Origin of the sequence: Bdellovibrio bacteriovorus, assembly GCF_001592735.1 — a bacterium.
Lineage (GTDB): Bacteria > Bdellovibrionota > Bdellovibrionia > Bdellovibrionales > Bdellovibrionaceae > Bdellovibrio > Bdellovibrio bacteriovorus_D.
The window spans coordinates 181,990-207,654 of sequence record NZ_LUKE01000001.1; the positions used below are offsets into that span (position 1 = coordinate 181,990).

Below are 25,665 nucleotides of genomic sequence, written 5' to 3' on the forward strand. Positions count from 1 at the left end.
CTCCCAGATCACGCTTGACTCATTCAGCCTTTCCGATTTTACTTTTAAGTATGGCTTTACGCGTCTTGCTTGCAGATGAGAGTTCCACAATCAAAAAAGTAATGCAACTGGCATTGTCTGACTTCGCTGTCGAAGTTAAATCCGTGCCCGTGGGACTTGATGTGTTGGCTGTCACAAAGACCTTCAATCCTGATATTATTTTTGCCGATGTTCTTTTGACGAAGCGTTCGGGCTATGAAGTCTGCGCCGATATCAAAATGGATCCTGCGACAGCTCAAATTCCTGTGGTTTTGATGTGGAGCGGTTTCATGGAAATCGACGAAGAAAAAGCGACCACTTGCAAAGCAGATCGCCGTTTAGAAAAACCTTTTGACGCAGAACATTTGCGCTCTATCGTAAATGATTTGGTCGTGAAAACTAAAGCCAATCCGGTCAGTTCATTTTTAAGTTTCCCGGAAATGCCCGAGTTCGAAGAAACTCCGGCCGAAGCAAATGCTCCTGCTGAAGATCGCCTCTCAAATTCGGATGTTTTTGCGATTCCGGAAGTGGAAGATGCTGATGCCTTTTCGGTTCCCGGAGAAGAATTTTCAGCGGTGCCACTGACGAATCCTCGATCTCAAGATGAGGCCGAAGAAGGTGGCTGGGCACACCAAGATTTAACTAAGTTTAAAATTCAAATTCCTGAAGCCGAAAACGATTTCGCCTCGAAATTTGTAATTCCGCAAGATGATGATCTTAACAACGCTCATATCGAAATGGATGGTGAGTTTGAAGAGATCAGCTTTGATAAAAAAACGACGCCCAAGCTTCCGGCCGCAAAACCGGCTCCGCACGCAGCAAAAGGTGGCACTTCAACACCGAATGTCGATTCTTTTGTTAGCAAAGTTGAAAAATCCGTCAAAGAACAAATGATGGAGACTCTGCAAAGAGGATCTGCTGCAGCCAAAGCGCCGGCAGGCCCCGCCACTTCTGCGCCTAATGCTCAGGGTAAAGCGCAATCCAAGGGTGACTTAGATCCACAAATGATGGAAAAGATTATTCGTGAGGAAGCTCGCGAAGTGATCGAGTCCATTTGTTGGAAAGTCCTTCCAGAAATCGCCGAACGCATCGTTCGTGCCGAACTCAATAAGCTCCTCAAAGAAACTGAAAAGAATATTTAGTAGGCCCTTTAGGACCTACTCGTTTTGAGAGGTCCCATCGATGAATTTACAAGAATTGATTCGCGCTGCCATTAAGGAAGACATGCCTCAAGGCGATGTCACCACGGAGTCTTTGGCTTTACGACCTCGCCAAGGACGTGCCCGTCTAAAAGCGAAAGAAGACATCGTTCTGTCCGGCACGATGGCGTTTGAACAATCCATGCAGGCCCTCGAGCCCAATGCACGCGTGAAATGGCATTTTGAAGAAGGTGACGAGATTTTAAAAAATCAAATCATCTGCACGATCGAAGGGGATTTGGTCCAAGTCCTAAAGGCGGAACGCGTGGCTTTAAATTTCTTAGGCCATCTTTCCGGGATCGCCACCTTCACTCGCCGCTTCGTGAAACAGGTTGAAGGCACTAAAACTAAAATCTTAGACACTCGCAAAACAACCCCCGCTTTCCGTGACTTAGAAAAAAAGGCCGTGGTCCATGGCGGTGGTGTGAATCACCGTATGAACTTAAGCACGGCCATCTTGATCAAGGACAATCACATTTCTGTGATGGGTGGTATCACGAAGGCGGTCGAACGCGTGCGCGAGCACAGTCAGCTCAGTGTTGAAGTCGAAGCTAGCACCCTTGAGCAAGTCAAAGAAGCTGTGAGCCTGAAGGTGAACCGCATCTTGCTTGATAATATGAATAACGACATTTTAAAACAGGCCGTGGCTTTGATACCTGCAACTATCGAAACCGAGGCCAGCGGTAATATGAATTTAGAGCGCGTGCGTTCGGTGGCTGAAATCGGCGTGAATTTTATTTCTGTTGGCGCCTTAACTCATTCCGCCCCTTGTGCTGACGTGAGTCTCGTCTTTCATTGGGAGGAATAATGGACAATCCCGTTGCTGACGTTCGCATCGGAAACCTGACCGCCCAATGGGCGGAGAACAACCATCTGTACGTTCATTATCGCACAGAACAAGAAAGCACGAACTCCGCGGCTAAAGATGAAGCTTTCAATGAAAACCTGATGGAAGAAGCTTTATGCCTTTACGTCACCGACCACCAAACCACCGGCCGCGGTCGCGGTAAAAACAAGTGGACGGCCAAAGCGGGCAGCTCTCTATTAAGCTCTTGGTCTTTTTTATTAAACGTGAAACCGCAACCCACGACATCGTGCTTGGTGGGTTTAGCTTTGTATCGCGCCTGCAGCAGTACTTGGCCTTTTTTAGATTGGAATCTAAAAGCTCCGAATGACATTTATGTCGGCAATAAAAAAATTGCCGGCATTTTACTTGAAACCGTCATGCAAGGTGATGATGTAAGACTTGTGATCGGCATCGGCATGAACATCATCTCAGCACCCGAGTCTGTGAACACTTCGACAAGCCTTTTAATGTCTTTGCCTCCTGGCGCGCCCCTTTTAGGTCAAGACTATATGGGCTTTTTAGACCGTTTGCTTTTTGAATTAACCGATGCGGTTTCTCATTGTGAAAATCCTTTAAGTACCACAGACCGCCTGTCACTGATGCAAGCTTTAAACAATCATCCCCTTTTAAAGACGCCGTACACCAAGATGGAATCCGATGGCAGCCTGTGGATAGATGATAAAAAAATAAACTGGATGGAGCTTTAATCATGGCCCTGACCTTTACGCCCTTTCCGGATTTAGGAAAAAGCATTCCGGAATTCAAACTGCCAGCCACCGATGGGAAAACATATTCCCTCAAAGACTTCCCGGCAAACACGCCTGTGGTCGTGATGTTTATCTGCAATCACTGTCCTTACGTGCAAGCGATCGAGGATCGTTTGATTCAGCTTGGGCATGATTTAAAAAAGCAAGGTGTTGCGGTGATTGCGATTTGTTCTAACGATGCAATCAGCCACCCGGAAGATTCTTTTGAAAATTTAAAAAAACGCGCCGAAGAAAAATCTTATCCATTTGTGTATCTGTACGATGAATCACAAAACGTCGCGCGTGAATTCGGTGCCGTCTGCACCCCAGACTTCTTCGTTTACGATAAAGCCCATAAGCTTTCATATCGTGGACGTTTGGATGACAGCTGGAAAGACGCTAGCAAAGTAAAACAAAGAGAACTTTTTGAGGCGGTGCAAATCCTGCTTCAAGATAAGAAAGTTTCCGATCAACAAACAGCCTCTATGGGTTGTTCCATCAAATGGGTTTAGTATGAGATATATATTGGTCTTCGTCGCTGTCGCTATCGCCGCTTTTGGGCTTTTCCTTTCTAACTATTTAGGAGCTTGGAAAGGGGTGGATATCAGCCACGCCAATCAAGGTCCTTATATCACCGTGTATCTTGAACACGTGGGTCCTTACCACAAAGTAAATAAAATTATCGAAAAAGTTGAAAAGTACATGCAAACCCAAGGGGTTACTTGCGGTCGCACTTTCGGTGAATACATGGATGATCCGCAAGTGGTCGAAGAAGCGCGTTTGCGTTCTAAAGTGGGCTGCTTAGTAGAAAAGGTTCCTGAAAATATGCCCGAAGAATTTAAATCCGGCGAAATCCCACAACGTGATTACGTGGTGGCGATCTTTACCGGCTCCCCCGGCATTGGACCTTTGAAAGTCTATCCCCGCGTGAACGACTATATGTTAAAACAAGACATGAAACAAAGTGGACCGGTGATTGAGATTTACGAAATCCATTCAATCACTGAGAAAAATGCCATGACGACCACTTACCTATTCCCGTATCAAAGCAGCAAATAAAGCAGCCTTAAGATTTGGAAAATAAAAAAGCGTATGGTTTTTCGCCATACGCTTTTTTTATTTGGTCTTTGAATTTAAATCTTACTGAATTTCGTATTCCGCAGAAACTTCAACACGAACGCGAACTTGACCGCCAGAAACCTCAGTTGAAACATCAGAAGCTTTCATCATCATTTCCGCACGCGCAAATACCGGACGTGGGCCACCACCATCTGAAGTGGTGTGAGAGATTTTAGAAACGTTGCGGATTTTAACTCCCGCTGCTTTGGCGATCTCTTCTGCTTTGCCTTTAGAAGATCTCACCGCATCACCCAGCGCCGCCGCGATCGCTTGGTCGCGTTTATCTGAATCCCAGTTGATGGATTGAACGTTCACGCCCGAATTGTTGCCTTTTTTCTCGTCGATCAAAGAATCAAGGAAGTTGCCGGCGTCTTCCACTTTGCGGATCACAACCGTCAAACTTTGCGTGACTTGATAACCCGTCAACTGATTGCGCTGAGCTTTTTGGTCGTATTCATAAGTTGGTGACAAAGAGTAGCCAGTGGTTTGGATGTCTTCTTTTTTGATTTTGAATTCATCAAAACTTTTCTTAACTTGTTTGTAAGATTGAGCGGCCAAGCTTTGTGCTTGTTTAGCCGTGTTCGCTTTGCTCCATACAGAGATTTCTAACTGGACCATGTTCGGATCCAGACTTCTTTCTGCCACGCCATTGACAATAATCAAACGATCTTCAGCCTGGGCCGAAAATCCAGCAAAAGTGAATGTCAATAGAGCTGCAATTAAAAACTGTTTCATAAAACGCCCTTTCCTTACATAGAGTCCACGGATGATAAACGAGACTGTCCAGAGGTGCAACATGTCTAAACAATGCTCTTGATCATGAAAATTTTTACGACTTTAATAATGATTCCAACAGGAGAAAACTTAATGAAAAAGATGATTTTAATCGCCACGGCGGCAGCTTTAATGTCTGCAGGCTGCCAAACGACGAAAGACAACCCAAATACAGCTAAAGGCGCTGGTATCGGTGCAGCAATTGGCGCCGTGGCCGGAGCCGTCATTGGTCACCAAACAGGTCGCCGCAACGAAGGTGCATTACTTGGTGCAGCGATCGGTGGTGGTGTCGGGGCTATGGCCGGCAATCGCCTAGATAAACAGCAAAAAGAGCTAGAAAAAATCGCCGAAACAAAAAGAACCGAACAAGGTTTGATCACCAAACTAAAAAGCGACATCTTGTTTGATACTGGTAAAGCGGATTTAAAACCTGCCGCAGTGACCAATATCAACCAGCTTGCAGCCATCATGAAAAAGTACCCAGAAAACGTTTTAACCATCAAAGGTTATACAGATGACACTGGTGCTTCGGTCGTGAACAACCCATTGTCACAACAACGCGCTGAAGCAGTTCGTCGTCAGTTGGTTTCTGCGGGAGTTCCTGCTGCAACAGCTACGGCTATTGGCATGGGTTCTGCTGACCCCATTGATCCGGCTAAAACCAAAGAAGCTCGCGCTAAAAATCGTCGTGTAGAAATTGAAATCACGGTGGATGAATCTAAGATTCCTAAGCAAGCGACAAAATAGTTATTTCAGTAAACCGTGGGCGAGCTCTAAAAATCTCGCCTCGGTCACCTCCGGTGGCCAAGGAATAATCGGGAAATCAAAAGGCTCATCCTCCGCAATATTCCAAGACTTTAAATCCTTCGTGATCAAATCCCGCACTTCGGTCGCTAATAATCTTTTATCAATTTGTTTTACAACCTTCGGCAGTGGTGATTCTAAACCAAACTTCTGCGCGATGGCCCAATGAATGCGCGATTCAATGATTTCAAATTCAGGTAAAAGCGCTTTCACTGGCGAAACCAAGTCCCCGACATAAGCTTCCGTCGCATCGTGAAAAAGCATATGCCGAGCAATATCTTTAGTTGGCGCCACTTCTGCTCCCAGGCAAGAGTGCTGGCCAACGCTGTAAAAAAATCTTGTATGCCCATTAAAGCGGGCCTGACGGGCCAAAGCGCAGGCGATGTCCTGTAAAAGGACAGCCTCGGGATCGGGTTTAAGGATGTTAAAGCGCTTCCCCGAAAGCGTAATAACCCAAGATTTTTCAATGACTTCCGGTCGATTCAGTTTTTCGCTTAAAGCAGGCATTTGTGACATACCCCAAGGGCTTACCAGGTTTTGCGTAAGTCCTTCAATCTCAAAATTTTTTCATGTAGCAGACTTCCCTTGAGCTTTCCCCGGTTTCCCCCTATTTAGACGCCATGCAAAGACGTGACTTCCTAAAAAGCTCCCTTTCCGCGGCCGCTATTTCCTCTTTAGGTTTGCCCAAGATGGCTAAGGCCTCTGCCTGGGCTTCAGAAAATTTGGCGGATGATTTACCAATCGCTCAGATCGACACCCCCTCAAGTATTGATTTTAACGGAGACATGCCGACTCGCCCGCACAATATCTTGTGGGACGTGAACGGCTACTTTGCAAAAAAAGGCGGCGTTCCACCGGTCAGTGAACACCTTGATGTGGTCGTTGTTGGTGGAGGTGTGGCGGGTTTAACGGCGGCTTATCATCTTCGTCATAAAAAAGTGGCGCTGATTGAACAAGACATGCGCTTTGGTGGAAATGCTAAAGGTGAAGTTTATAAAGACGCGGTTTATTCCATTGGCTCGGCTTATCTTTGTGAGCCTGAAGCTGATTCAGATTTAGGAAAACTTTTAACAGAATTAGATATCTGGAAAAAAGGTCGCACCGAATCTGGTGAAGAGACTTCCGTGTTTTTTGGAAACGCGTTCCGCAAACCTTTTTGGGAAGGTGCGAGTGATCCCGAAGCGGCGGCGGACTTTAAAAAATTCCACGCCAAGATGGTAGAAATTTATAACGAAGCTGATTTTGATCACGAAACTTCAGAGTGGGCCAAAGCCAATGATCGCCTCACGATGGAAGAATGGATTCAAAAAGAATTCGGCACCTTACATCCGCACATCATGGAGTATTTGCAGCTTTATGCCTGGAGCTCTTTCGGGGCTTCTTTAGATGAATTATCGGCATTGCAATACTTGGGATTTATTTCGGCTGAAACCGGATCGCTTTTAGTTTTCCCAGGCGGAAACTCTTACGTTCTTCATAAAATGGTGCAAAAAATCCGTGCGGAATCTAAAACGGCCTCTTTGCGTTCGGGCTGCTTAGTCATGCGCGTAAAAAACGAGGGTGACGGCGTCAGCGTCGTTTATGAAAATGCCCTGGGAGAACTCATCCATGTGCGAGCAAAGCATGCTATTCTAGCGTGCCCCAAATACGTAGCTAACTATTTGGTTCCCGAAGCCGGCATGGAAAGATTCAATATGGTTCGCCGCCTGCCATACCGTGCGTATTTGGTGGCTAATTTATTTATTAATAAACCATTCAAAGCCCCGAGCTATGAGCTTTACTGCCTGCGTGGAGAAATGCCGCCGGCACCAAACCCGTCTCGGCCACCCAAACGGAGTTTTACTGACATTTGCTTCGGAACTTGGGCACAGCACGACAAAACCACTCACGGAGTTTTCACTCTGTACCACGGAATTGCTTATGATGGCGCCCGACAAAACCTGTTCATCCCTTCAGCGCATGAGAAATACAAAAACCAATACCTGACGGACATTGAGCCTGTTCTGCGTACATTGGGACTAAATACTCAAGATATTCACGGCATTAGAATGACTCGTTGGGGACACGCTCTACCGGTGGCTCGTGCCGGAATGTTGGTCGACGGAACCGCGGCTGCGGCAAGTGCGAGTGTGGGAAATATCCATTACGCCAACCAAGATAACACGATGAATCCTAGCTTTGAGTCGGCTTTCCAAGCCGCCTTAACGGCCATTCGCCGTGTCGAATAAATTTGTACCCAGAGGCTTGGCATCGACATAGAATTGCTTCATGAGCGATAACAAGGCCCATGTGTTCCTGATGGAATGTGCGGACTTCTCTGAAGCCCGCGTTGCAAAATCTTTCTTAGAGTCCCAAGGATTTCATCCGCATGTGCGCGATGAACAGCTTCGCAGTGTCGCCCCCCATTTAGGAGATGCCTTAGGAAAGTTGATTTTAGAAATTCCAGAGCATGAGTTTTTAAGTGCCTCCCAAGCTTTAGAAAAAATCGAAGCCCCTGAGGTGGCTTCCCCGATCACGGATTCTGAAGAAACTCAAAATCTTGCTAAAAAAAGTCTGTGGAATTCTATTCTGGGACTGATCATCGTGCCGGTGCTTTGCAATGTCTATTCGATGGTCTTGGGTTGGCGAGTTCTCGCACGGGAAATGCCGCTGTCAAAAAAAAGCAAGCAACGTTTAGTTTTGGCAATGTTTATCAATGCCGCCGCTTTTTACTTTTGGCTGACAATCGGTTTTAAAACAGTGCGAAGTGCGTTCACATTATGAAGCGCATGTTTTATTGCACGAGACAATTCATCAAGTTTTTCTTAACTCTCAGATTTTATACTCTATGCGTATGCTTCGAAGTTTGATTCTTTCTTCTTTGATGTTCTGTGCGTCTTCGGGGTTTGCGATGACCATCGTGGGCTTTGATGGTGAACCTTTTTATTTTAAAAACGGATCTGAGGGTATTGCGGGCGCCTGTCATGAGATCATGCAAAAACTGTGTGATAAAGAAAAGCTTCATTGCAAATTTAAAATCGCCTCTTTACCCCAGGTTTTGGAGATGATGAAAACGGGCAAAGCCGACGCGACTTGCCCCCTTTCCGAAACTCAAGATCGCACTGAATACATAGGTTTCAGTAACAAAGTTTTTAAAACTCGTTTTGCATTTTTTGGACTGCCCGATGTGGCGACCAAAGTCATTCAGCTAAAAGATCTTTCGGGGCTTTCCGTCGGCGTAAACACGCCCTCCCGAGTCTCTGAAAGTCTTGAAGAAATACGTCAGAACTCACCTGTGAAATTTGAAATCATCAAGGAAAGTTCCAATATTTCGACGTTGATGCGAGCAGAAAAAATCTCGACCGTTTTGGCCTACATTAATCATGAAATTGCCATGCGCTGGATTGAAAAGTCACACAGCCCCTTAGTCGAAGCACCGCTGAAGGGCGAAATTCTTTCTTACAACATCGGTTTTTCTAAAAAGACTTTGTCGAATGAAAAAATCGCTCGTTATGTGACGTCCATCCAAGAAATAACCGACGATAAAGAAACCCAAGACTCCGTGGCAAAATTAGGTTTAACTTTATGGTCTGAAGCCACCAGCCTAAAAACTGAAGCTGACGTAAAATCCGCTACGCCTGCACCCACCGCCAGCATCGTTCCGGCCTCGACACAAGGCTTAACCCCGTCCGTGACCCCGTCGCCTCTTGCGACCGCAGTTCCTGGTGCTAAAGAAAAATCTGAGAAAGAAGATTCGGAATAAAAAAGCCCCTCGAATCTCGAAGGGCTTTTTTGGCTTGCTTGTTTAAATCGTCCGCGATCTTAAAGACCGCGGATTAAGTTCAACGCACTTCCCGCGCGGAACCATTTTAATTGTTCAGCGTTATAGGTGTGCTTCAGTTCAATATTTTCGGTTGTTCCGTCTTTGTGCTTAAGAACCATGGTCACCGGTTTTCCAGGTGCTAGGTCCTTAAGGTTGATCAAGCTGACCAAATCAGTCTCTTGGACTTTGTCGTAATCTTTTGGATTAGCGAAAGTTAAAGCCAAGACACCTTGTTTTTTCAAATTGGTTTCATGGATACGCGCAAATGATTTTGTGATCACCGCCGTACCACCTAAGAACCTTGGCGACATCGCCGCATGTTCACGTGAAGAACCTTCCCCGTAGTTTTCATCGCCAATGATAACCCAGCCCTTACCTTGTTTTTGGTAATTGCGCGCCACTTGTGGGAACTCGATGTGCTCTTCACCGGTGAGCAAGTTTTTACCTTTACCAATTTCCGCAGTGAACGCGTTATCCGCACCCAACAACATGTTGTTAGAGATGTTGTCTAAGTGACCGCGATAATTTAACCACTTACCCCCCGGAGAGATATGATCCGTTGTACATTTGCCTTTGGCTTTGGCTAAAACCAGGTTGTCCACAAAATCTTTTCCATCCCATTTTGTAAACGGAGCTAGTAATTGCAAACGCTCAGACGTGGGGCTGACCGCCACTTGCGCTTGAGCCCCCGCAGGTTTTTGATAACCTTCGGTGTCAGGGATAAAACCTTGCGCTGGCAATTCAGGCGCCACCGGTGCTTGAAGTTTGATTTTGCCTTTAGGTCCTTGAAGCTCATCGGTCGCTGGATTGAAATCCAAGCGTCCGGCTAAGCCCAACGCCATCACGATTTCTGGGGATCCGATGAAAGCCAACGTCTCAGGGTTCGCATCATTACGTGCACGGAAGTTGCGGTTGAATGACGTCACGATAGTATTTTTAGTACCCGTTTTGACGTCATCACGGCGCCATTGACCGATACAAGGTCCGCAAGCATTTGCCAAGACTGTCGCGCCCACTTCGTTGAACGTCGCCATTTGACCGTCGCGTTCAATTGTTTTTTGGATCTGTGTGGAACCCGGCGACACTAGGAACGGTTGATTCATTTTAACACCGATATCCATAGCTTGTTTGGCGACGAAGGCCGCTCTGCCAATGTCTTCGTAAGAAGAGTTCGTGCAAGAACCAATCAACGCGGAAGAAATCTCGATCGTGTAACCTTTTTCTGCAGATTCTTTTTTAAGGGCCGAAATAGGACGCGCGATGTCTGGAGAGTGAGGACCCACTAAGTGGGGTTCTAACGCTGACAAATCGATTTCGTAAACCTCGTCAAAGTATTTACCTGGATTCGCCATCACATCAGCATCGGCGGACAAAAGATCTTTGTGCCCATCAGCCACTTGTGAAAGCTCAGTACGGCCTGTTGATTTTAAATAGGCCGCCATACGATCATCATAAGGAAACACAGAGCAAGTAGCCCCAAGTTCTGCCCCCATGTTCGTGATCGTGGCTTTACCCGTACAAGAAATGGAAGACGTTCCTTCACCAAAGTACTCAACAATTTTATCTGTTCCACCTTTAACGGTGAGCATTCCGCAAAGTTTTAAGATCACGTCTTTTGCTGACGCCCAACCTTGCAATTTACCTTTTAAGTGAACACCAATAAGTTTTGGATTTTTAACTTCCCAAGGAAGTCCGACCATCACGTCCGAAGCGTCAGATCCCCCGACACCGACGGCACACATCCCCAAACCACCGGCATTCGGTGTGTGAGAGTCTGTTCCGATCATCAAGCCACCGGGGAACGCGTAGTTTTCTAAGATCACTTGGTGAATGATACCCGCACCTGGTCTCCAGAACCCGATGTTGTAACGAGACGATGTTGTCGCCAAAAACTCAAAAACTTCTTTGTTCGACATGTTTGAAGCGTTCATGTCCGCTTCTTTACCTTTGTAAGCTTGGATCAAGTGATCGCAGTGGACTGTTGAAGGAACGGCGGCTTCATCTTTTCCCGCAAGCATGAATTGCAACAAAGCCATTTGCGCCGTCGCATCTTGCATCGCCACACGGTCCGGTCTTAACAATAAGAAACTTTCACCGCGAACAAGCTCTTGATTTTGAGGGTCATCCAAGTGACCAAAAAGAATTTTTTCTGCAAGAGTCAAAGGACGGTTCAAACGGTTGCGGATCACCGTCAAACGTTCTGCGGTTTTCTTGTAAACGTTTTGCACCATCTCGGGAGTGGTTTCGATTTTAGAAGCCATGAGTATTGCCTTTCTGTAAAGAACGGCCCATCCTAATGAAAATCAGTTGAAAACTCAAACAGTTGCACCCCTTTGTGCGAAGCGATAAAGTGCCTCTATGAACCGCGAAATTTTTAAAAATATTGTGATCTTAACCGGTGCTGGAATCAGCGCTGAAAGCGGCATTCGCACCTTTCGGGATCAAGACGGATTGTGGGAGGAGCATCGCATTGAAGACGTCGCGACTCCAGAAGCATTTCAACGCGACCCCGCCTTGGTTCAACGCTTTTACAATCTGCGCCGTGCACAGCTTAAAGATGAAAATGTGCTACCAAATAAGGCACACGAAGCCTTGGCCCGCTTAGAATCAGAATGGGAAGGAAACTTTCTTTTGGTCACGCAGAATGTCGACAACTTGCATCGTCGTGCGGGATCTAAAAACTTACTGCACATGCATGGAAGGTTGGATCGCGTGTTCTGTCAAAATTGTGACGAACACTGGGATCACAGCGAAAATTTGGCGGTGGACGAGGCTTGCATCGCCTGCGGTCGTCGCGGCAACGTGCGCCCCGATATCGTGTGGTTTGGCGAGATGCCCTATCACATGGATGAAATTTACGAGGCTTTAGATAAAGCCGATTATTTTATTTCTATTGGCACTAGCGGCCTGGTGTACCCGGCCGCGGGCTTTGTCCAAATCGCATGGAAAGCGCGAAAGATTGAATTTAATATGAAAGAAACCGGGATCTCCCCGGCCTTTCACGAACACCGCATGGGTCCGGCCACTGTCGAAGTGGACCAATGGGTGAATGAGATTTTAACTGACTAGGCAGATTAATAAGTCGAGTAGCACTTCTTAGATGTCACAACAAGATCGGCATTGCGAACCATGAAGTGGCAAGAGTCTTCGTTGCGGTGAAGGTACACGCGCACGTGCGGCTCAACTTCGCCTTTTTTATTTACGACTTGAGTGTCTTCCGCCTGGATGTCCCAGATTCTTTCTAAAGTGCACATCTCATCAACGCTCCATTTTGCGTTTTTCGCTACAACCTGGATGGCTTGCATATAGCGAGGGATGCCAAAATATTTTTCGCATTTATTTCCCGCAGGAACATTTTGAGCAAAAGCGGCTGAAGAAGCCAAAACAAGAGCCAAAGAAAGAATAATACGCATTGGAACACTCCTTAAATTTGGCCGACAACCTAAAAAAACAGTGCCGGGATGTCAACGCGGGCGGCCCGGGCACCCTTATCGCAAACGGAATGATAATAGCGTGCCCGCCATGGCCCGGCACCCTGTCTAAATCAAAGGCAGATCCAACAGGTCAAAACGCTTATATTGGCCCAGCCCCTGGCATTAGGTTCGCAAGCTTTCGACTCATGCAGATTTTTAAGTACACCTTAATGTTCGTTCTTTCTTGGGTGGCGCTGGCAGAAGCGCGGGTGCCGTATGCTCCCCTGAAAGCCCCGGGGCGCGTTTCTTTCAAGGAAAACATCGTTTACCAAGGCACCGAGGCGACCGAAAGCAGTCCTGCCTGGAAAAGCATCGTGCAAATCCAATTTGCCGATAAAGAAGGTAATGCCACTGCCTGCACCGGGGGCATTTTAAGTGCGAACGCCATCCTGACCGCGGCTCATTGCATTCGTGATACGAATTTAGAATACATTGTCGTTAACTTGTTCCGCGGCGCTAAAATAGTAAGCCAAAAATTTTATACCAAAGGAAATTTCCTAGGCACTCGCAATCCTTCCTATGAACTTTCAGCTTACGATACGATTCACGACACCGCGGTGATTGTTTTAAAAGAAAAACTTTTTGAAGCGTCTTCCGAATATAAACCCTTAGCCATTTTGAATTCGACCACTCGCGCGAAGATTCGTCTTGCCGACACTGTCTATGTGGCGGGCACCGGATTAACGGAGTTAGAGCTTAAAGTCTTAAGCGAAGGCAAGCTTATTCATACCACCGGCTACCTGACTTCATTTGAATCCGAAGATGCCATCGAAGTCGAAGTCACAAAACCTTCCGGTCTTTGCGCCGGGGATTCGGGCTCTCCGATTGTGATGAAGATTGACAACGAATATATCATTGCGGCCATTTCTTCGGCGGTGACACCCAACTTAAGCGATCTTTGCGGGACGACCCTGCATGGCACCTTTATGAGTGCCAGCGAGTCTGAATGGATTCTATCGGCGATCGCCCAGGGTCTGGTTAAATTAAAAAACTAAGCCGGCCTACTCGGCGTAACGCTTTACTTCGTTTCAATAGCGTTAATAACGGAACTTAAAACTTTTTTAGCTCTTTCAATATTCTTTTTCATCGTGCTGGGGTCTTTCAAAGAACCTAGCATTTCATCCGGCGCAAAGCTCATGGTTTGGAAGATCTCAAAGCTGCTAGCGATTTCCGCGCCATGGTCACGGCGCACACTGGGTGGCACCTGTTCTAAAAGATTTTGAATTTCAACGGCGGCACCACCGGTCCCCGACACCACACCCAGAACGGTGTAATAGATGTTTGTCATCTCCACTCCCACTTTGCGGTAATCGTCTTTCTTTAAGGCCGCATCAACGACTTTATAACGTTTTTGGACTTGTTCTTTTAATGTGCGACGACGACGTCCCCATCCAAATTCACGTTGCATGCGGGCTAATAACGCCACGAGAGCACCGCCGTAAATCACGGCCCAAAGCCACGGACGATACAACACGCCGGCTTGAGCTGCGGGTTCCCACGTCGTGATAATTTGGGGCAATTCTTTTTTTGCCGGAGTCGTCGGAGGTGTTTTCACGTCCCCCAGGCGCTGTGAAGATCCCACCGGGGCATTCGGGTTGTTCACGACTTTTAAAGAAATCGCTTCCGTCGTTTTGGTGTAATATTTTTTTGCGACGGGATCAAACATGCCAATCGTCATCGCGGGGATCGTAATATCGCCTTCTTGGCGCGGAATCAAAAGAACTTCGAATTCCTTATAGCTGCGCCCGTTTTTAAAAAATTTTGATTCTGACTTAGAATCGTACTGTTCAATACCTGTTGGCAAATTCATCGCGGGTAAATCAATGACCTTGGCGTTCCCCGCACCTTCAAAGCGTAAAATCAAACTGAAAGGCTGATTCACCGGGACTTGTTGGTTGTCAACTTTCGCGTGCACCTCAAACTGACCAACAGCACCGGTAAATTCTGGCGGACGTCCTTCCACCGGCAACGGATTTACTTTGATCGGCACGCGCGCGGAACTTTTGGTGTATTCATAAGGGCGTCCGTAAAATCCGCCCATGCCTTGATTTAAGATACGCACACGGGATTTGATTTTATACTCATCAATCACCGCCGTGCCCGGCTTGATCGGAAATAACGCGTGGGACGCGAGTAAAGCCTTTTTCCAAGGAACGCCGTTAACGATTTCTTCCGTGAACTGAATTGAAGGAACTTCCTCGATGATCTCTTTCCAGAAGCCTTTAAGGCTTGGGAATTTTAAGCGATCTAAAGTCTCCATTTGACCACGAGTATAAATATACCAGTTGGCCGTCACTTGTTCGCCTTCAAACACCTCAGTTTTGTCGATCTCTAAAGAAATAAAGAAAGCCTCATTGGGATTTGTCGGCAAACTGCGAAAAGCCGCATCCGGAATCCCGACATTGGCTTGCGGCAGTCCTGGCATTTGCCCCATCTGCCCCATGTGCTGCTGCAGTAAACGCTGACGTTGACGCAAAAGCTGATTAAAGATTTCATCTTCGGCACTGAAAGGGTCTTCGTCATCAAATTGCGAAGGACGACCCGGTTGCGGACGCGAGTGTTGACCGGTCCCTTGTGCGCCTACTTTTATCACGATGGGCTGCGTGCGAAAGACTTTACCATCGATAACCACTTCAAAAGAGGAAATGCTCAAGGTTCCCGCACGACGCGGACTGAGCTGATAATAAAACTCTTTACGACGTTGAGTTTCAAACTGCATCCCTTGAGAGGTTTGCACCAGCTTTTGCGCCACCGCCGTTGAAGACGTCGCCCCCATCAACTCAAAACCGTCTAAATCTGGAACACGAGGCTCTTGAATATCGACGTTTTCATTAGAAACCACGGACACCGTCAAAGCGAAAGTATCCCCCAAGCCCACATCATCACGATCCACAGTGGCATTAACGGTAGTATTCGCGAGCCCGACCGATGACAACAGAGTCACCAAAAACAGCGCATTTAAAGCGCAAAATGCAAGGCACGAGGAGGAAGGCGTACTAAAAGTACGTCGACGACGAAGAAACGCAGTCAGTTTGCGTTTTAAATGTGCTGTCTTACCAATCTTTTTCACGGGGGGATTCCTTTATGTCTTGGCGATTGTATTCAGCACGGATTTTTTCTTCCTGCTGTTTTAATTCGCCTAAGATCTTCTTTACATCACTCTCTGACAGCTCTTTGCCTTGGAAAGGGCGAGGTTTGTATTTCGGAGACTGCTGAGGTTGTTTTGGCTTATCGTCTTTTTTATCTTTATCTTCTTTGTCTGAATCTTTTTGATCCTTTTGGTCTTTTTGGTCCTTCGGATCTTTTTGTTCTTTTTGATCTTTGCCTTGACCGCCACCTTGTTGGTCTTGGTTTTCGTCTTTGCTATCGCCTTCACCCTGGCCTTGTTGAGCCATGGTTAAAAGTTCGATATTGGTTTTTACTTCCGTTGAACTTGGAATGATCTCTAAGGCTTTCTGATAAAGGGCTAAAGCCTCATCCACCCGTTTTGCTTTTCCTAAAAGTTGAGCTTGATTAAAGCGCGCCATAAAAACCAAAGAAAGATTTTCTTCTTTCAGCGCTAAATTTTCAGCTTCTTTATAAGACTTTAAAGCTTGTTCGGCTTGTTGTTGCCCCTCCAGGGAAAGGCCTAAATTTAAATGCAAATCCCCGATGAAAGGGTCAAAGCTTAATGCTTGGATGTATTTATCCATCGCCGCGGGGAAGGCTTGCTTTTCAAGAGCTTTATTTCCCTCGCGGTTGAGCTCGAGTGTTCGTAAGTCCGGGCGCCCCGGCCCGCAGCCGACTAAAACAAACAGTCCTAAAAGTGAAATTTTACGCAGTCTCATCATGCGGGTGGCACCTCATAGCGACCTTTCCAGAAAAGGAAGCCTCGACGTCTTTCACCTAAGAAAAGTTCTAATAAAGCCAAAATAATCCCGAACATCAAAAGACTTTGAAATCTTTCTTCGTATTGCGTGGCCATGGTCGAATCAAACTGTGTTCTTTCTAATTTAGAAATATCTTCGACCAACAACTTCGTCTGCTCGCCACCAAAAGTAGCAAAATAGAAACTACCACGGCCCGCTTCGGCCAAGGCTCTTAAAGCATCCCCCTTAACCGTTGTCAGAATGGTTTGTCCTTGGCGATCTTTTTTATATCCTTTTAAAAACCCCATGCCGTCACGAACAGGGATGGCGCCCCCTTTTTCCGTGCCGTAAGCTAAAGAAAAAATTCGAATCCCATCATCCGTCATTTTTTTTGCGGCCTCTAAAGCCCCCGGTTCATGGTCTTCGCCATCAGAGGCAAATAAAATCACGCGGGTGACTTTAACCACGTCATCAGTAGCAGCTCCCCCGCGTTCAAAAGCATCTTTAGCGACTTGCAGAGCTTGCGTGAAGTTTGTCCCTTGGGTGGAAACGGAACCAGGCTCTAAAGATTCCAGATACATTTTGATCGCGCCAGGATCATTGGTTAACGGAGAAAGTAAAGCGGCTGATCCGGCAAAGGCCATAACACCCACTTTATTTCCCGGCATTAAATCCACCAAGCGACTGAGCTCCGCCTTGGCTTGGGCTAAGCGTGATGGTTTTACGTCTTCGGCCATCATACTTTCTGACACGTCGACGGCAAAGATGATTTCCACGCCTTCGCTTTTGACTTGCTGTTGGCTTTCACCCATTTGAGGGCGTGCCAGGGCGATCACAAAAAATAAAACCGTTAAAACTTGTAAGAAAGTTTTAAGTCGGCGTTTCTTGCTTGAAACCGAGCTTGAAAGAAATGGATACAAGCGACTGCCAATGGCCGTTTCCATTTTTTTGCGCGCGCGACGTTCGAAAAAATAACCCATCACGAGGATCGCCGGGATCAGCCACAGATATTGAAAGGCAGCGATGTTTTCAAAGCGAAACATTACGGCACCCTCCTTAACCAGGAACGGCCCAAGAAAAGACCGGCAAAATAAAGTACTAACGCCATGACTAAATAAGGCGGATATTCTTCCGTGTAATTGGTAAATTTATTCACATCAATTTTTGTTTTTTCTAAATTGTCGATGTCGTTAAATACTTTTTTAAGCGCATCCCCATTTTCCGCGCGATAATATTTACCACCGGTTTCTTTCGCCATTCTTTGCAGCAAGTCTTCGTTCACGGTGCTTTCAAAGGGTTGGTAAGTCTTTACCTTCTGACCAAAAATATCGCGCGTGTAAACCGGAATGCGTGTCGGACCATCTTTACCGATACCAATCGAATAAACTTTGATGCCATAACCTTTGGCGATTTCTAGGCCTGTTTCGGGATCAATGGTTCCAGAGTTATTTTCCCCGTCCGTCATAAAGATCATGACCCGGCTTTTTGCTTGGGAATCTTTTAATCGTCCGGCAGCATTAGCCATCGCAACACCCAAAGCGGTGCCATCTTTAATTTTAGCACTGGAAGCACTGGTGATTTCATCTACGCGCTGTAAGATGACTTGATAATCCAGTGTCGGTGGAACCATGGTGAATGACTCCCCGGCAAAAACCACCAGGCCGATGCGATCTGAAGAACGTGCGCTGATAAACTTTTTAATCGTTTCTTTGGCGGCTTCCAGACGATTTAGCGGTTTCATGTCTTCAATCAACATACTGTCCGAAACGTCTAAGCAGATAACGATATCAATCCCTTCCACATTTTTTCGAACCTTGGTGTTCATCGTTTGCGGGCGCGCTAAAGCCATAATGGCTAAAACAAGGGCCAAGGCTTTCAGGAATATAGGCAAATGCATTAAACGTGTGCGCAATGTGGGTGTTACGCCTTTAAGAAGTTCCACCGAACCAAACTGCAGGGTGGGCACTTTCTTTTTTCGTTGCCAAAAGATCCACATCAAGACCAATGCCAGCGGAATCAAAAATAAAAAGGCCCAGGAAGAATGGTAGGTCATTTAAAGGCCTCCATTTTTTCCACCAAAGTGCGGGTGCGCGCGGTGAGGTTTAAAATATCCGTTTCGGATAACTTCGTTTTGTCTTTCGCCCCGTGAGAATATTCGCGGTACAGTTTTTTAATGTCCGCGCCAAATTCTGCAAATAAGCGGGAATGGTATTTTTTAAGATCACGCAAAACGAAACGCTCGCCCCACTCAAAGGCCGGAACGCGGTACTGACGAGTTAAAAATAATAAAAAAGAGCGGTGTAAAGACTCAAAAGCGGCTTGCACGTCTTCCGCTGTTGCGGGCACGCCAAAATAAACCGGGTTTTTTCGCTGCAAGCGTCGTAAGTCTTGATGAAATTGCGAAAGCGGCGTCATGGCCGAGTCATGTTCGCGCAAGCGCTCTAACATCGAACGACGCTGAACCACGCGGTAAATGCGCCCTAAGATCATTAAAAGCACTAAACCAATAACTCCCGCTAAGATCGCCCAGTACAACATCGGCACCGGAAGTTTTGCCGGACCTATGGCGCCGTAAGGTTCTTGTTTGGCTTGTTGTTCGCCAGGCTGCTGGGGCGGCAAAACGCTTTCAATTTTATAAGCAATTTCACCCAAGGAGATAGTTTGAGAGCCATCGGTGATTTTTAAATCAGGAATTTTAAAATCGCCCGCACGATAACCGGTCACTTTAATATCGGCGGTGGTGGGGTTGCGGAATTCAAAACCTAAAAGGTGAATATTGTATTTAAATTCGGGCGGAATGATCAGTTGCACTTTATCGGTTTGTAAATCGCGCGAAAATTCCCCTTCACAGGCTAAAATAAACTCGCGGCCCACCGTGAGCGTATTTTCTTGCAGCCCTTGGACTGCGGGGATTTCCATTTTACATTGAACCGCTGCCATTATTTTCTCTTCTTAAAAAAAGCCACCAAAGGATTGACATAGTCTTCGCTGGATTTCACATCCACACGTTCAACTTGGGAAAGTCTTAATAATTTATCTCTTTGGTCTTTACGCTTTAAAACTTCATCTTCGTATCGTTTTCTAAAATCAGCGGAGGACGTATCCACGGTGACGATCTCTCCGGTTTCCGCATCTTGCACTTCAATCACGCCCATATCAGGCAAGGAATATTCTGCGGCGTCATTCACCACACAAGCGACCACGTCATGCTTGCGCCCCAAAAGGCGCAAACTTTGATCAAAGCTGTGATCCATAAAATCGCTAAATACAAAAACGGTCGCGCGTTTTTTTAAAACCCCCTGCAGGTAACTAAAACCTTGGGAAAGTTTGGTGCGATGACTTTTGGGTTTATAATAAAATAAATCCCGCAACAGACGATTCACGTGACCGCGGCCTTTTTTCGGGGGAACAAAATGTTCCACTTGATCGCTGAACAATAACAAGCCTACTTGGTCATTATTTTTCACCGCCGAAAACGCCAATAACGCCGCCATATGAGTCATAACCTCACCCTTAAAGTAAGGCCCGGTGCCAAAGTCACTGGAGCCACTGACGTCCACCGCGAGGATCAAGGTCAGCTCGCGCTCTTCTTCGAAAGTTTTGATATAAGGTTTTCCGGTGCGCGCGGTCAGCGGCCAAGAAATACTGCGGATGTCATCCCCCGGCACGTATTCGCGGAAATCAGCAAAAGTCATCCCCTGGCCCTTAAAGGCGGTGTGGTATTCACCCGCAAAGAGATTATTCACCAGGCGTCGGGTGCTAATCTCTAAAAGTTTTACTTTTTTTAAGACCTCAGGAGGCAAACTCACTAGGGAACCTCGACTTGGGTTAGAACTTCTTTGATGATGTCATCAGTTTTGATATTTTCAGCTTCCGCTTCATAAGTCAGAATCAAACGATGACGAAGCACGTGGTAAGCAATCGCTTTCACGTCTTCGGCGGTCACATAACCACGACCGCGCAAGAATGCGTGGGCTTTCGCGGCACGGAACAAACTGATGGTCGCGCGCGGTGATCCGCCCACGTTAATCAAATTAGCTAAGCGACTCAGACCGTATTCCGCGGGCTTGCGTGAAGCCATGATGATTTCCACGATGTAGTTTTTAATTTTATTATCCACATAGATTTGATCGGCACGAGCCGAAGCGCGCAGCAAATCTTCTTGCGAAATCACGGGTTGAATTTGTGGTTTTTCGTTTGAACCCATGCGGTTTAAGATCTCTAGCTCTTCACCCTTTCCTGGGTAAGACACGTTGATCTTAAACATAAAGCGGTCCATTTGAGCTTCCGGAAGAGGATAAGTTCCTTCTTGCTCTAGCGGATTTTGAGTTGCAAGTACCAAGAAGGGATTCGCCAATTTATGAGATTCATCACCAATGGTGACTTGTTTTTCGGCCATGGCTTCTAAAAGAGCCGATTGTACTTTTGCCGGCGCACGATTGATCTCATCGGCCAGAACGATATTTGTAAAGATCGGTCCCTTGCGCGGAGCAAACTCTCCTGATTTCGGATTAAAGATCATCGTACCGATCAAATCTGTCGGCAGAAGATCGGGCGTGAACTGGATGCGTTGAAAATCAAGCGAGATCGATTTTGAAACCGACGCGATCGTTAAGGTCTTTGCTAAACCCGGAACACCTTCCACCAGGATGTGTCCGCCTGTCAGCAAACCCATCATGATGCCTTCCACCATTTCTTTTTGTCCGACGACAACTTTATTGATTTCGGTCATCATCTTGTCGATGAATTGCGACTCTTGTTTAATGGCGGCGTTTAGGGCCATGATATCGACTTCGCTCACAGTACATCCTCCTCAAGGCAGATCCCCTCCTATTTCACTGTTTTCCTAGGGAACTCGCAAGCTTAGACTTTCTTAAGCGCTGCTTCCTCTACCCTTGCCAAGGGCCCAAGAAAGTGGGACATTTTTAGCATGCTTAACAACAATACCAAGGTCTGGATTTTCATTCTTTCAAGCTCCTTTGCCCTGCTAATTTTAGGTTATCAGTTGGGCGAAAGACTGGGGCTTTTCGTTGGCTTCCTTCTAGCACTTGCATTAAATTTCTTCGTTTTCTTTTATGGAGAAAGCCGCGTGCTTGCAAAATTAGATGCTCGTCGCGTGAAGGGACAAGATTCTTGGGGCTTGCTTGAAAAAGTTCAGCGTCTTTCAGAAAAATTAAACATGCCCACTCCCGCCGTTTACGTGACCCCGCATGCGGCCGTGAATGCGTTTTGCGTGGGACATTCTTGGAAGCGCGGATCGTTGGGATTCACGGCCGGGCTTTTAAAGTCTTTAAATAATGAAGAGCTTGAAGCCGTCGTCGCCCATCAACTTTGTCATATCCGACGACTTGATACTTTTGCCTTTAGTGTCAGCAGCACGATTGGAAATTCCGTTGTCGGTATGGGTCAGTTTTTTGATTCTTTCATGCCGTACAAATTAAAACTTTTTATGCCGATGCTTTCACCGGTGGGGTGGGTGATTATTAAAACCGTGGTGGGTGAAAAGTCTTTTTTTGAAAATGATTTGATGGCCGCGGATCTTTTAGAAAGCCGCTTGCTACTGGGTGAGGTTTTATGGCGCATGGAAGGTTTAGCCCAAACCATGCCTTTAGAAATCCCCGCCTGCACCAGTCATTTATTTATGGTGAATCCCGAAGGATTCCAGCAAAAGAATTTATTTTTAAAATCTCATCCCTCTATTGAAAATCGCATTCAAAAGTTGATGGGTTATTATCCGATCTAAGACGGACGAAGTAGGAGAATTTTATGCAAGAAAAAATGGAAGCCTCGTTTTCTGTTTTAATTATGTCCATCGCGTCTAGTGCCATTATGGCAATGGGTCTGGCGCCCGATCCTCAGTCCGGGAAAGTTTCTAAAGATAAGGAACTTGCCAGATTCAATATCGACCTCTTAGTAGTCTTGCAGGACAAGACCAAAGGAAACTTGTCTAGCGATGAAGGCAAATTTTTGGAAAACTTAATTAGCGATTTACAAATGAAGTTCGTTTCTGTTTAAGGCCTATTAAGGAGATTCAAGTTTATGAAAAAGATGTTGTGCTTAACGATGTCATTGGTGCTTGCGGCACCTTTTTCTTTTGGACAGACAAAACCGTTACCTCAAGATCCCCCAAAGATGAATCTGTCAGCCCCGTTGCCGGCAAATTTATTTGTTGAACTGGCAAAGGCCATCAACCCGGCGGTGGTGAATATTTCCACTTCGGCTATTCCGAAAAATGTGCGCGGGATGCGGGATCCGATGTTGGATATGCTGGAACAACTGTATGGCTTGCGCATGGGACCTCAAGGTCAACAAATGCCACAACAACAACAGCGTCCTCAGCAAGTGGGTCTAGGCACGGGCTTCATCATTCGTGAAGATGGCTTGATTATCACCAACAACCACGTGATCGCGGGGGCTGACCAAATCAACGTGCAATTAAGCGAAGATTCCAAAGACGCTTATGAAGCAACACTTGTCGGTAGCGACGAGCGCACGGACATTGCGCTTATTAAAATTACACCGAAAAGCAAACTGCCGGTGGCCGTACTTGGGTCATCAGCAAGCCTTGAGGTCGGCGACTGGGTGGCGGCTTTCGGTAATCCCTTTGGTCACGGTCACTCGATGAGTAAGGGAATTATTTCCTCTAAAAGTCGCAACATCACCGAGATTAATAAAATTCCTTTGTTACAAACTGATGCTTCGATCAATCCCGGAAACTCCGGCGGTCCGTTAGTTAACACCAAAGGACAAGTGATCGGTGTCAACTCGGCCATTGATGCGCGTGCGCAAGGTATCGGCTTTGCGATTCCGATTGATGAAGTGAAAGCCATTTTACCTATCCTGGAATCTAAGGGTCGTATTGCTCGTGGTTATATCGGTGCGGTTCTTGGGGATCTTGATCCGGAAGCGGCGGAATACCTGGGGATGGGCGATGTGAAGGGCGCTGTGATTACAAACATGGATCCTAAAGGCCCGGCTTACAAAGGCGGCGCAAAGGTTTACGATATCGTGACGGAATTTAACGGTAAAACCATTCGTAATTCGTTAGACCTGATGGATGCGGTGGCCGATGCACCGATTGGCAAACCGGCTAAGGCCGTTGTTCTGCGCAATAATAAATCAGTCTCAATGAATTGGACTATCGCTGAACGCACCGAGGATAAAAAGATCGCTCCGGTGGCTAAGAAAACTTACTCCGGACAAAAAGCTCCGTTTGATTTAGGATTCACGATTGTTGATCCTAACGCCGATTTGCGCAAAGACTGGGGCTTTCCCGATGATATGAATCAGCCCGTGGTCATTGAAACGGCTCGCGGTGGCTTTGCAAGCAAAGCGGGCCTACGCGTCGGAGATGTTATCTTAGATGTGAACAAACGCCCGGTTGAAAACAGCAAAGATGTTTTGAAACATCTTAAAAAATCCGGCAACACTTTGCGTATTGCGCGCAACACCCGAATCCAAATCATCAATCTTTAAGATTTCATTTCTTAAAAACCTATTCTGACGGCTCCCCGCTTTTGATGCGGGGGCGCTAGCTGACGCGCCACCTACTGCTATATAAATAAGCACCGTCTTAAAAAGAGGCGGTTTTTTGGGGTTTTCGGTCAGTGTCTCGAAAAAACCAGACCTAGGTCTTTAGTTTTTGTCCTGTTCGCCGAGAAGTTGTTAGGACCATAGTATGGCTCCATAGTTCGCAGCAAGAATGGCAACTAAGAAAGGGCAAAGATGAAAGTCACCGAGGTCAAAGTTTTTCCGGTCAATGAAGATCGCCTGAAAGCCTATGTTTCAATCACATTAGATAATTGCTTTGTGGTTCGAGACTTAAAGGTTATCCAAGGTACCAGCGGCCTTTTCGTCGCCATGCCTAGCAAAAAACGCAAAGACGGACAGTTCCGAGATATCGCGCATCCTCTCAACCAAGAGACGCGCGCGATGATTGAAGACCTGGTTTTTGAGGCTTACGAAAACGAATTAAAATCCATGGGTGCAACCCTGGTAAATCTGAAACGCCAAAAGGCGCCTAACAGCGACCATGGCGGAGATGATTACTAACAGGTTCAGACGACTTCCCTCGTGGAAGTGGAGCTCCCTGCTCACTCGCCAAGTATTTCCTTTGAATGTGGAGAGGAAGTACCAAAAGCGCGGCTTGAACCCCGTGGAATGTTTGCCCGTGATTACTTCGGTAATGACGGGCTTTTTTTATCGTCCTATGATGTTTTATATGAACATCTTCATGTACGACGACATCCGAGTTTACTTGCAAGAAAAAATTGCGAAACTTCCCAATCGCGGTCGCGGCGAGGTCGGCAAAATCGCCAAGCACATCGGTGTTCATTCTACCTACATGAGCTTAGTGATGAATGGCTCTAGACACTTATCCCAAGAACAAGCTTTTGATTTAGCTGATTATTTACAGCTGACTGAAATGGAAACGGACTATTTCTGTTTGCTGGTGCAATGGGATCGCGCGGGAACTCAAAACTTAAAAAAACATCTTAAACAAAAGCTTTCCAAACTTCGCGAGGATTCTTTAAATCTTTCAAAACGCCTGAAGCATGACAAAAAATTGAGCGACCAAGAAAAGGCCGTCTTTTATTCAAGCTGGATTTATTCCGCCGTCCGGCTTTTTGCTTCGACCAATGACAAAGGCGTTTCGCTAGAAGCCCTACAAGAAAATTTCGACATCCCTCGAAAAAAACTGATCGAGGTTTTAGAATTTCTGGTCTCTAGCGGTTTACTGATTTTAGAAAAAAATCTTTATCGCCTGGGCACGCAGCAAACTTTCTTAGAAAAAGGCTCGCCCTTTTTATCTAAACATCATGCCAACTGGCGCATCAAAGCTTTGCAGCAAAGTGAGAATATTAGCGAGGACGAGTTGATGTTCACGTCCCCGTTTTCAATTTCCGAAAAAGATTTTTTGCTTTTACGTGAAGAACTTGCCGAATGGCTTAAGAAGTTTTCCGGCATCGTGCGGGACTCCCCGGCAGAAGAAGTCGCATGTTTGAATATCGACTTCTTCCGGGTACAGAAATAGT

General features: G+C 46.4%; 27 protein-coding genes. 16 read left to right on the forward strand and 11 right to left on the reverse strand.

All coding sequences use genetic code 11. From position 1 onward, the window contains the following. The first annotated feature begins 50 nt into the window (after window positions 1-50). The 5 genes from AZI86_RS00860 to AZI86_RS00880 are packed head-to-tail and all read left to right on the forward strand — an operon-like array spanning window position 51 to window position 3,869. Window positions 51-1,160 (forward strand): response regulator, encoded by a 1,110-nt coding sequence (locus AZI86_RS00860; RefSeq protein ID WP_081111843.1) that lies wholly within the window; start codon window positions 51-53, stop codon window positions 1,158-1,160. Between the two features lie 40 nt (window positions 1,161-1,200). Further along, on the forward strand, window positions 1,201-2,025 hold the full coding sequence (nadC, locus tag AZI86_RS00865) for a carboxylating nicotinate-nucleotide diphosphorylase (RefSeq protein WP_061833203.1): 825 nt from the start codon (window positions 1,201-1,203) through the stop codon (window positions 2,023-2,025). Further along, window positions 2,025-2,771, forward strand: a complete 747-nt coding sequence (locus AZI86_RS00870; RefSeq protein WP_061833204.1) for a biotin--[acetyl-CoA-carboxylase] ligase — start codon at window positions 2,025-2,027, stop codon at window positions 2,769-2,771. Before nadC ends, AZI86_RS00870 begins: the two co-directional genes overlap by 1 nt. Window positions 2,772-2,773: 2 nt before the next feature. Next, on the forward strand, window positions 2,774-3,322 hold the full coding sequence (locus AZI86_RS00875; protein ID WP_061833205.1) for a thioredoxin family protein: 549 nt from the start codon (window positions 2,774-2,776) through the stop codon (window positions 3,320-3,322). Between the two features lies 1 nt (window position 3,323). Next, window positions 3,324-3,869 carry a GyrI-like domain-containing protein gene (locus AZI86_RS00880; RefSeq protein ID WP_061833206.1) on the forward strand — a complete coding sequence of 182 codons (546 nt, stop codon included), beginning with the start codon at window positions 3,324-3,326 and terminating at the stop codon, window positions 3,867-3,869. Window positions 3,870-3,950: 81 nt separating this feature from the next. On the opposite strand, the gene AZI86_RS00885 is transcribed toward AZI86_RS00880, so the two are convergent. Continuing rightward, window positions 3,951-4,664 (reverse strand): SIMPL domain-containing protein, encoded by a 714-nt coding sequence (locus AZI86_RS00885; protein ID WP_061833207.1) that lies wholly within the window; start codon window positions 4,662-4,664, stop codon window positions 3,951-3,953. A gap of 132 nt (window positions 4,665-4,796) precedes the next feature. On the opposite strand from AZI86_RS00885, the gene AZI86_RS00890 reads away from it, so the two are divergent. Then, window positions 4,797-5,450: an OmpA family protein gene (locus tag AZI86_RS00890; RefSeq protein WP_061833208.1), complete on the forward strand. Its 654-nt coding sequence runs from the start codon at window positions 4,797-4,799 to the stop codon at window positions 5,448-5,450. Here the strand turns inward: AZI86_RS00890 and AZI86_RS00895 are convergent, their stop codons facing one another. Next, complete coding sequence (locus AZI86_RS00895; protein ID WP_061833209.1) at window positions 5,451-6,023, reverse strand: hypothetical protein; 573 nt, start codon at window positions 6,021-6,023, stop codon at window positions 5,451-5,453. It lies immediately after the preceding gene. 104 nt (window positions 6,024-6,127) lie between these two features. Here AZI86_RS00895 and AZI86_RS00900 point away from each other — a divergent pair, with 104 nt between their 5' ends. From AZI86_RS00900 to AZI86_RS00910, 3 genes are all read left to right on the forward strand, one after another. After that, a complete protein-coding gene (locus AZI86_RS00900; RefSeq protein WP_061833210.1) occupies window positions 6,128-7,735 on the forward strand; it encodes an FAD-dependent oxidoreductase in 1,608 nt (535 codons plus the stop codon). 40 nt (window positions 7,736-7,775) lie between these two features. Beyond that, on the forward strand, window positions 7,776-8,270 hold the full coding sequence (locus AZI86_RS00905; protein WP_061833211.1) for a hypothetical protein: 495 nt from the start codon (window positions 7,776-7,778) through the stop codon (window positions 8,268-8,270). Between the two features lie 70 nt (window positions 8,271-8,340). Further along, a complete protein-coding gene (locus AZI86_RS00910; RefSeq protein ID WP_157684588.1) occupies window positions 8,341-9,249 on the forward strand; it encodes a substrate-binding periplasmic protein in 909 nt (302 codons plus the stop codon). A gap of 59 nt (window positions 9,250-9,308) precedes the next feature. Here the strand turns inward: AZI86_RS00910 and AZI86_RS00915 are convergent, their stop codons facing one another. Then, window positions 9,309-11,570 carry an aconitate hydratase gene (locus AZI86_RS00915; RefSeq protein WP_061833213.1) on the reverse strand — a complete coding sequence of 754 codons (2,262 nt, stop codon included), beginning with the start codon at window positions 11,568-11,570 and terminating at the stop codon, window positions 9,309-9,311. A 97-nt stretch (window positions 11,571-11,667) separates the two neighbouring features. On the opposite strand from AZI86_RS00915, the gene AZI86_RS00920 reads away from it, so the two are divergent. Next, on the forward strand, window positions 11,668-12,378 hold the full coding sequence (locus AZI86_RS00920) for an NAD-dependent deacylase (protein ID WP_061833214.1): 711 nt from the start codon (window positions 11,668-11,670) through the stop codon (window positions 12,376-12,378). Window positions 12,379-12,383: 5 nt separating this feature from the next. Here the strand turns inward: AZI86_RS00920 and AZI86_RS00925 are convergent, their stop codons facing one another. Beyond that, window positions 12,384-12,722: a hypothetical protein gene (locus AZI86_RS00925; protein WP_061833215.1), complete on the reverse strand. Its 339-nt coding sequence runs from the start codon at window positions 12,720-12,722 to the stop codon at window positions 12,384-12,386. 206 nt (window positions 12,723-12,928) lie between these two features. Between AZI86_RS00925 and AZI86_RS00930 the strand changes: the two genes are divergently transcribed. After that, window positions 12,929-13,777, forward strand: a complete 849-nt coding sequence (locus tag AZI86_RS00930) for a trypsin-like serine protease (protein ID WP_157684589.1) — start codon at window positions 12,929-12,931, stop codon at window positions 13,775-13,777. Between the two features lie 23 nt (window positions 13,778-13,800). Here the strand turns inward: AZI86_RS00930 and AZI86_RS00935 are convergent, their stop codons facing one another. The 7 genes from AZI86_RS00935 to AZI86_RS00965 are packed head-to-tail and all read right to left on the reverse strand — an operon-like array spanning window position 13,801 to window position 21,413. Next, the gene (locus tag AZI86_RS00935) at window positions 13,801-15,852 is read right to left on the reverse strand and encodes a BatD family protein (protein WP_253715556.1); all 2,052 of its coding nucleotides are present in this window, start codon (window positions 15,850-15,852) and stop codon (window positions 13,801-13,803) included. Next, on the reverse strand, window positions 15,836-16,612 hold the full coding sequence (locus tag AZI86_RS00940) for a tetratricopeptide repeat protein (RefSeq protein WP_061833217.1): 777 nt from the start codon (window positions 16,610-16,612) through the stop codon (window positions 15,836-15,838). Before AZI86_RS00940 ends, AZI86_RS00935 begins: the two co-directional genes overlap by 17 nt. Then, complete coding sequence (locus AZI86_RS00945; RefSeq protein WP_061833218.1) at window positions 16,609-17,673, reverse strand: vWA domain-containing protein; 1,065 nt, start codon at window positions 17,671-17,673, stop codon at window positions 16,609-16,611. Before AZI86_RS00945 ends, AZI86_RS00940 begins: the two co-directional genes overlap by 4 nt. Beyond that, on the reverse strand, window positions 17,673-18,683 hold the full coding sequence (locus AZI86_RS00950; RefSeq protein WP_061833219.1) for a vWA domain-containing protein: 1,011 nt from the start codon (window positions 18,681-18,683) through the stop codon (window positions 17,673-17,675). Before AZI86_RS00950 ends, AZI86_RS00945 begins: the two co-directional genes overlap by 1 nt. Beyond that, window positions 18,680-19,570 carry a hypothetical protein gene (locus tag AZI86_RS00955; protein WP_061833220.1) on the reverse strand — a complete coding sequence of 297 codons (891 nt, stop codon included), beginning with the start codon at window positions 19,568-19,570 and terminating at the stop codon, window positions 18,680-18,682. Before AZI86_RS00955 ends, AZI86_RS00950 begins: the two co-directional genes overlap by 4 nt. Beyond that, entirely contained in the window at window positions 19,570-20,439 is an 870-nt protein-coding gene (locus AZI86_RS00960; protein ID WP_061833221.1) for a DUF58 domain-containing protein, read from the reverse strand. Before AZI86_RS00960 ends, AZI86_RS00955 begins: the two co-directional genes overlap by 1 nt. After that, the gene (locus AZI86_RS00965) at window positions 20,439-21,413 is read right to left on the reverse strand and encodes an AAA family ATPase (RefSeq protein ID WP_061835007.1); all 975 of its coding nucleotides are present in this window, start codon (window positions 21,411-21,413) and stop codon (window positions 20,439-20,441) included. The genes AZI86_RS00960 and AZI86_RS00965 overlap by 1 nt, the downstream gene beginning before the upstream one ends. 147 nt (window positions 21,414-21,560) lie before the next feature. On the opposite strand from AZI86_RS00965, the gene AZI86_RS00970 reads away from it, so the two are divergent. The 5 genes from AZI86_RS00970 (at window position 21,561) to AZI86_RS00990 (ending at window position 25,664) form a co-directional block, all read left to right on the forward strand. After that, entirely contained in the window at window positions 21,561-22,373 is an 813-nt protein-coding gene (locus AZI86_RS00970; protein ID WP_061833222.1) for a M48 family metalloprotease, read from the forward strand. Window positions 22,374-22,396: 23 nt separating this feature from the next. Then, entirely contained in the window at window positions 22,397-22,645 is a 249-nt protein-coding gene (locus tag AZI86_RS00975; protein ID WP_061833223.1) for a DUF1844 domain-containing protein, read from the forward strand. 24 nt (window positions 22,646-22,669) lie between these two features. Then, the gene (locus AZI86_RS00980; RefSeq protein ID WP_061833224.1) at window positions 22,670-24,106 is read left to right on the forward strand and encodes a trypsin-like peptidase domain-containing protein; all 1,437 of its coding nucleotides are present in this window, start codon (window positions 22,670-22,672) and stop codon (window positions 24,104-24,106) included. Window positions 24,107-24,355: 249 nt separating this feature from the next. Then, window positions 24,356-24,682, forward strand: coding sequence for a septation regulator SpoVG (spoVG, locus tag AZI86_RS00985; RefSeq protein ID WP_061833225.1), 327 nt, complete (start codon window positions 24,356-24,358; stop codon window positions 24,680-24,682). A 118-nt stretch (window positions 24,683-24,800) separates the two neighbouring features. Continuing rightward, window positions 24,801-25,664, forward strand: coding sequence for a TIGR02147 family protein (locus AZI86_RS00990; protein WP_157684590.1), 864 nt, complete (start codon window positions 24,801-24,803; stop codon window positions 25,662-25,664). Window position 25,665 lies beyond the last annotated feature (1 nt).

What these genes read in the sequence shown, in the direction of transcription:
- AZI86_RS00860 (WP_081111843.1), top strand. Translation starts at nt 51, where the DNA reads ATGGCTTTACGCGTCTTGCTTGCAGATGAGAGTTCCACAATCAAAAAA.
- nadC (WP_061833203.1), top strand. Translation starts at nt 1,201, where the DNA reads ATGAATTTACAAGAATTGATTCGCGCTGCCATTAAGGAAGACATGCCT.
- AZI86_RS00870 (WP_061833204.1), top strand. Translation starts at nt 2,025, where the DNA reads ATGGACAATCCCGTTGCTGACGTTCGCATCGGAAACCTGACCGCCCAA.
- AZI86_RS00875 (WP_061833205.1), top strand. Translation starts at nt 2,774, where the DNA reads ATGGCCCTGACCTTTACGCCCTTTCCGGATTTAGGAAAAAGCATTCCG.
- AZI86_RS00880 (WP_061833206.1), top strand. Translation starts at nt 3,324, where the DNA reads ATGAGATATATATTGGTCTTCGTCGCTGTCGCTATCGCCGCTTTTGGG.
- AZI86_RS00885 (WP_061833207.1), bottom strand. Translation starts at nt 4,664, where the DNA reads ATGAAACAGTTTTTAATTGCAGCTCTATTGACATTCACTTTTGCTGGA.
- AZI86_RS00890 (WP_061833208.1), top strand. Translation starts at nt 4,797, where the DNA reads ATGAAAAAGATGATTTTAATCGCCACGGCGGCAGCTTTAATGTCTGCA.
- AZI86_RS00895 (WP_061833209.1), bottom strand. Translation starts at nt 6,023, where the DNA reads ATGTCACAAATGCCTGCTTTAAGCGAAAAACTGAATCGACCGGAAGTC.
- AZI86_RS00900 (WP_061833210.1), top strand. Translation starts at nt 6,128, where the DNA reads ATGCAAAGACGTGACTTCCTAAAAAGCTCCCTTTCCGCGGCCGCTATT.
- AZI86_RS00905 (WP_061833211.1), top strand. Translation starts at nt 7,776, where the DNA reads ATGAGCGATAACAAGGCCCATGTGTTCCTGATGGAATGTGCGGACTTC.
- AZI86_RS00910 (WP_157684588.1), top strand. Translation starts at nt 8,341, where the DNA reads ATGCTTCGAAGTTTGATTCTTTCTTCTTTGATGTTCTGTGCGTCTTCG.
- AZI86_RS00915 (WP_061833213.1), bottom strand. Translation starts at nt 11,570, where the DNA reads ATGGCTTCTAAAATCGAAACCACTCCCGAGATGGTGCAAAACGTTTAC.
- AZI86_RS00920 (WP_061833214.1), top strand. Translation starts at nt 11,668, where the DNA reads ATGAACCGCGAAATTTTTAAAAATATTGTGATCTTAACCGGTGCTGGA.
- AZI86_RS00925 (WP_061833215.1), bottom strand. Translation starts at nt 12,722, where the DNA reads ATGCGTATTATTCTTTCTTTGGCTCTTGTTTTGGCTTCTTCAGCCGCT.
- AZI86_RS00930 (WP_157684589.1), top strand. Translation starts at nt 12,929, where the DNA reads ATGCAGATTTTTAAGTACACCTTAATGTTCGTTCTTTCTTGGGTGGCG.
- AZI86_RS00940 (WP_061833217.1), bottom strand. Translation starts at nt 16,612, where the DNA reads ATGATGAGACTGCGTAAAATTTCACTTTTAGGACTGTTTGTTTTAGTC.
- AZI86_RS00945 (WP_061833218.1), bottom strand. Translation starts at nt 17,673, where the DNA reads ATGTTTCGCTTTGAAAACATCGCTGCCTTTCAATATCTGTGGCTGATC.
- AZI86_RS00950 (WP_061833219.1), bottom strand. Translation starts at nt 18,683, where the DNA reads ATGACCTACCATTCTTCCTGGGCCTTTTTATTTTTGATTCCGCTGGCA.
- AZI86_RS00955 (WP_061833220.1), bottom strand. Translation starts at nt 19,570, where the DNA reads ATGGCAGCGGTTCAATGTAAAATGGAAATCCCCGCAGTCCAAGGGCTG.
- AZI86_RS00965 (WP_061835007.1), bottom strand. Translation starts at nt 21,413, where the DNA reads ATGGCCCTAAACGCCGCCATTAAACAAGAGTCGCAATTCATCGACAAG.
- AZI86_RS00970 (WP_061833222.1), top strand. Translation starts at nt 21,561, where the DNA reads ATGCTTAACAACAATACCAAGGTCTGGATTTTCATTCTTTCAAGCTCC.
- AZI86_RS00975 (WP_061833223.1), top strand. Translation starts at nt 22,397, where the DNA reads ATGCAAGAAAAAATGGAAGCCTCGTTTTCTGTTTTAATTATGTCCATC.
- AZI86_RS00980 (WP_061833224.1), top strand. Translation starts at nt 22,670, where the DNA reads ATGAAAAAGATGTTGTGCTTAACGATGTCATTGGTGCTTGCGGCACCT.
- spoVG (WP_061833225.1), top strand. Translation starts at nt 24,356, where the DNA reads ATGAAAGTCACCGAGGTCAAAGTTTTTCCGGTCAATGAAGATCGCCTG.